This window comes from Pseudoalteromonas sp. T1lg76 (assembly GCF_002964725.1).
In the GTDB taxonomy this organism is placed as follows: domain Bacteria; phylum Pseudomonadota; class Gammaproteobacteria; order Enterobacterales; family Alteromonadaceae; genus Pseudoalteromonas.
The window spans coordinates 1-5,277 of record NZ_PQCE01000059.1 but is presented as its reverse complement, the minus strand read 5'-3'; the positions used below and the strand labels follow the sequence as shown (position 1 = coordinate 5,277).

General features: G+C 48.2%; 3 protein-coding genes. 2 read left to right on the top strand and 1 reads right to left on the bottom strand.

The window, feature by feature from the left end; all coding sequences use genetic code 11:
- Positions 1-70: 70 nt before the first annotated feature.
- Positions 71-1,078, top strand: coding sequence for a proprotein convertase P-domain-containing protein (locus C2M35_RS15055; protein WP_158678000.1), 1,008 nt, complete (start codon positions 71-73; stop codon positions 1,076-1,078).
- Here the strand turns inward: C2M35_RS15055 and C2M35_RS15690 are convergent.
- Positions 1,075-1,257, bottom strand: a complete 183-nt coding sequence (locus C2M35_RS15690) for a hypothetical protein (RefSeq protein ID WP_158677999.1) — start codon at positions 1,255-1,257, stop codon at positions 1,075-1,077. The two genes, C2M35_RS15055 and C2M35_RS15690, sit on opposite strands and share 4 nt — an antisense overlap.
- A gap of 903 nt (positions 1,258-2,160) precedes the next feature.
- On the opposite strand from C2M35_RS15690, the gene C2M35_RS15050 reads away from it, so the two are divergent.
- Positions 2,161-5,277: S8 family serine peptidase (locus tag C2M35_RS15050; protein ID WP_105265687.1), on the top strand; the 3,117-nt coding region annotated here is incomplete at its 3' end.

Sequence of the window (5,277 nt, the reverse complement as noted above, 5' to 3'; positions counted from 1 at the left end):
TATCTCTAGAGCGTAAATCAACAAGAGAAAATAGGGATTGTATTAATGTTCGAAAACCCGGAGCTTTATTGTGGCTAATCTTTCAACCCTAATCCGCTATCCACTACTAGCAACCGCAACCCTGGCTTGTATGCTGGCAAACGACGCAGACGTTTATGCGGCACACAATATCGATATCAATGACAGCTATGCGCTACACACCACAGGCTCGTCAATCGGCTCACAATGGCAACTTAGCAACCCGCTTTTTTCGAACAACCCTCTACGTATTGCATCTCGCACCCAACTGCCCTATGCGGCGAAAAGCATCGATGCCTTGGTTAGCGAGAACATATCCGGTGGTACACCAACGGCCAATGCCGCTGCCAAAAAGGATAAGCTAGACCCTAAATTTAATTTGCAGTGTGCCAGTTCAGTGCTCACCATCAACGCCGGTGATACCGCCAAGTTCAATTGCGAAAGCCGTATCATCGATGGTTTTAATGGTACATTGCGTCTTTCCTTAGCCTCCTCACTACCTGGGGCCAAACTATCGCACCGCGAAATCAACGCCGGCATGCCCTTTACCCTGGAAGTGCCAACCAAAAACAAAACCCAGTGGGGCGATTATGTGTTTACGATCACCGCCCATAAAGACAACCAGTTAAAACAACAGTCGGTGACCTTAAAGATTCTGCCTCCGGGTGTGCAACCCTACAGTTTCAACAATGACGAGCCGATGAGCATAGTCGACAATGGTGCCGTTGCTCAAGAAAGCGAGATCTTTGTGCCGCAACAAATGAGCACCTTTTCGTTGGCTGTGGAATTGGCGGTACGCCATAGCTGGCGCAGCGATCTTGCCATCGAGCTGGTCTCTCCCGGCGGCAGTGTGCATAGCCTGCATAACCGTAATGGCGGCTCAGGTGATGATATAAATCAAATCTATAAAATAGACACCTTTAACGGCGAGAATGCGTATGGTCCCTGGCGGCTGCGTATTATCGACAAGGCTCCGGGCAATGTTGGTGAACTGCGCAACTGGAAGCTGCATTTAGACGGCTTCAGCAGCCTGCCTCCTGGACAGCGCCTACTGCGCTAATCGCACAGGCAGTCGTTGATATCTATGGCATGGATTTGCTCGGACAGTAAAAACTGTTCTGCATAGGCCAGGTAAACGTTTTCGGTTAGGAACACATTAAACAGGGCCCGGTCGATATGCTCATCGGCAACCATAAAAGCTAGAGAAAACGACGGTGCCAAAATTGCCACTGTAGCCAACAGCACTCTGCACAGCGATATCTCTGACGCTAGGTAAGCGGCACCCTCACCTCTGAGGCCTGTGAGCAAGGCCCACAGAATGTGCTGCTGAGCAAATGTTCTCTTTCTAAGCTGAATAAATCAATTTACAGTCGGACCTTAAACAGAGCGCATCCCATGGTCTCTGCTTTTTCTTTGTATACAGCCTATACATATGCTCTGCACACTCCCCAAGTAACACTCGAGAAATTAACAGCTATAAAATGCATACAAGCAGAGCGCTACGTGCCCGACGCAAACGACATATGCACCATTAAAATTCCGTATATTGACATCGGGAGTGGATCAGAGCCCGCCATAACGGCCGTTTGATGGTGAATCTCTACCAAGAACGAGTGTTCCCCCCCTCTCTGTGCGGCTTTGCTCTACATACTTTGTATACAACATCCTTATAGGGTGGACGCCGCCACTCAGGCTGCCCGTACATAACCTATATACATTTAAGCTTTTTAATCGCATTCCTAAAGCGAACAAACGCACCCAGGCATCAGCGCATAAATATCACAAAAAACTGAATAACCAACGGTTTTATAGCACTTTTTTCCTGCCAACAAATCCATTGCAAATTGCACATCAATACATAAGAAACAAGAAAGCCTTCGAAAAACTGAAATTATTTTGCCATCACCCCGTAATAAAAACCCCTTTTAAATCATGCAAAAGTATGTGTTTACACACCAATTATGAATAAATGTGAATTTTTTGTTTATTATTTATTGATCACATGCAAATAAAGGCATATAAATATATGCATATGGATACAATAAGTGCGAGCGTGCGACGACTTACAGGGAGAATGAAAATGAAGTGGGTGCGTACAAATAAAACAACCATAAGTTAAATTTACACACAACAGGAGATCAGATGATGAAAACGCCCAAGAAGTCATCTTCCAAATTAATAAACGCCCTAGTAGGTACAACACTACTAGCTGGTATCAGCCCTGTAGCCCTAGCGGTTGCTAAAGCACCGTTCAAAGCAACACCTGACTACGATCAACAATCAGTTATCGTTAAGTTCAAACAAAAAGTAGATAAAAAAGATCGTAAAGACCTTACTCGTAATCTAGGCGTATCTTTCAAAGATAAAAACAACGACGGTGTTGATGACCGTTTACGTAACATTGCCAACGGTCGTCTAGCGGTGCTAGAGCTTGGTCAAGGCCGTAAAGTTGATGCGGTACTTGCCAGCCTTCAAAACCACCCACTTGTAGAATACGCAGAGCCTAACTACATAGTACACACTACTGCAGTTCCAAATGATACTTCATATGCAAGCCTTTACGGCATGCAGAAGATTCAAGCTGAAACAGCTTGGGACTATGTAATCGGTGATTCTTCTGTTGTTGTTGGTGTTATCGATACAGGTTTCGATTTCAACCACCCAGACTTGGCTAACAACATCTGGACCAACCCAAATGAAATAGCCGGCAACGGTATCGATGATGACGGTAACGGTTATATCGATGACATCCACGGTATCTCAGCCATCCTAGACAATGGTAACCCGTCTGACACAGGTTCTCACGGTACTCACGTATCCGGTACTATCGGCGCCAAAGGTAACAACAACCTGGGTGTTGTCGGTGTTAACTGGCAAACCAGCATGGTAGGTTGTAGCTTCCTTGGCACAGGCGGCGGTACTCTAGCCGACGGCGTACAGTGTATCGACTATATGATCGGTCTTAAAAATGCCGGTAACAACGTTCGCGTTCTAAACAACAGCTGGGGTGGCGGTGGTTTCACGCAAACGCTTAAAGATGCAATCACAGCAGCCAACAACGCGGATATGCTATTCGTAGCGGCAGCGGGTAACGACTCTGCTGACATCGACAACGGCGGTTTCTACCCTGCGGGTTACGATGTACCAAACGTAGTAGCAGTAGCTTCAACCGATAGCGCCGACAACCTGTCTGGTTTCTCAAACTATGGTGATCAGCTGGTTCACTTGGCTGCACCTGGTTCATTCATCCTGTCAACTACGCCTAACAACAGCTACGACACCTTCAGCGGTACGTCAATGGCCACACCTCACGTAGTTGGCGCTGCAGCCCTGCTCCTTGCGGGCAACCCGAACCTGACTACATCACAGCTAAAAAGTGTATTAATGAATACAGGTGATACGCTTGCGGCTTTGGCAGGTAAAACCATCTCAGGTAAGCGTTTGAACGTTGCCAATGCACTAATCGATTCGGGCGGCGCGGGTCCTTCTTTCTTCATGGAAGCAACGCCAAGTAAATCAACCATCAACCAAGGCGACAGCCAGGCTTACTCAATCGACCTAGTTGCAGCAGGCGGTTTCAACGGCACAGCAACTATGAGCCTGACCAGCATTCCTGCGCTTAACGCTGACGTGGTCTTCGCACAAAACCCGGTTGCGGGCGACACCACGAACACCATGACTATCAATACGACAGCGCAAACTGCGCCTGGTACGTACAATTTGACTGTCAATGCCACTGATGGCAGCGTGTCTAAGAACATCAACCTAGAGCTGAAAGTATGGCCTCAAGGTACAGTTTCTACTATGCTGACCAACAACGAAATCGTGCCTATCAGCGATGACGATCCTTCAAACCCAGCAACCAGCAGCATCAATGTTCCTTACGACATGACGCTAACTCAGGTTGAAGTGTTTGTTGACATCACACACACTTGGGCATCAGACATGGTAGTGTCTGTCATTTCACCAGCCGGCGAAGAAGTTATTCTGCACGACCGTGCGGGTGGTAACGGCACAGGCCTTGTTGGTAACTTTATTCCTACCGAATACGAGTTGGACAACGCACTGGGTGAGTGGCAACTGAAAGTCGTTGATGAAGTTGCAGGCGACACGGGGGCTATCAACAGCTGGTCACTAAAACTAACTGGCGCACCTACAGCTGGCACAGACTTTGCGCCAAACGTACAGATAGCAACTCCTGCTAACCAGGGCGCATTCTTGAACGGTGAAACTATCAGCTTCAGCGCAAGCTCTAACGACACCGAAGACGGCGACCTGACAGCTGGCATCGTTTGGACGTCAAGCATCGACGGTGTAATCGGTAACGGCACTTCATTCACTAAGTCTGACCTTTCTGTAGGCGACCACGTGATCACAGCGACTTCAACAGACTCTGCCGGCCAAAGCAGCAGTGAAACGGTTGAACTGTCTGTTGCTAACGCTAACACTACGGTAAGCGGTGCAAACAACACAGCAATCGCTATGCCTGAGATGGGTGGTAAAGTCTTTACTGAAATCGACCTGCCTACCGGCGTTGCTATCGATGCAATTGAAGTAAATGTTGATATCTCATTTAACTCGGTTCAATACTTGAACGTATGGCTACAGTCTCCAACTGGCACCACGGTTAAACTGGTAACTTGGCGTCAATTCTGGAACGCAGACCTGGTACACACCTTTACACCGGTTGAGTTTGCAGGCGAGTCAAGCATGGGTACATGGCGTCTGTTTGTTGAAGATACGTCAAGCTACACCATGAACGGCGTACTGAACAACTGGAGCATCTCGGTATCAAACGGCAACGCGGTACTTCCGCCTCCGGCTGAAAACCAAGCCCCAGTGATGACTATCAATGCACCTATGGGTGGCACTAGCTTCAACCTAGGTGACAGCATCACCTTCGACGGTACGGCAACCGACGCTGAAGACGGTGACCTAAGCGCAGGTATCAGCTGGTACGATAACTTCAACGGCCTAATCGGTACTGGTGCTCTATTCAGCATCAACACACTAGGCGCTGGTGACCACATCGTGACTGCTATTGCGACTGACTCACAAGACGCGTTCGACCAGGCACAAGTAAGCTTCACTATCGTAGACGCGCCAGCTAACCTAGCACCTGTAGCTGACTTCACGTTCGCCGCTACTGACCTTAACGTTCAGTTCAGCGACCTATCTGGTGACACTGACGGTGCGGTAACAACTCACTCTTGGGACTTCGGTGACGGCGCTAGCTCAACTCTAGCTAACCCTTCACAC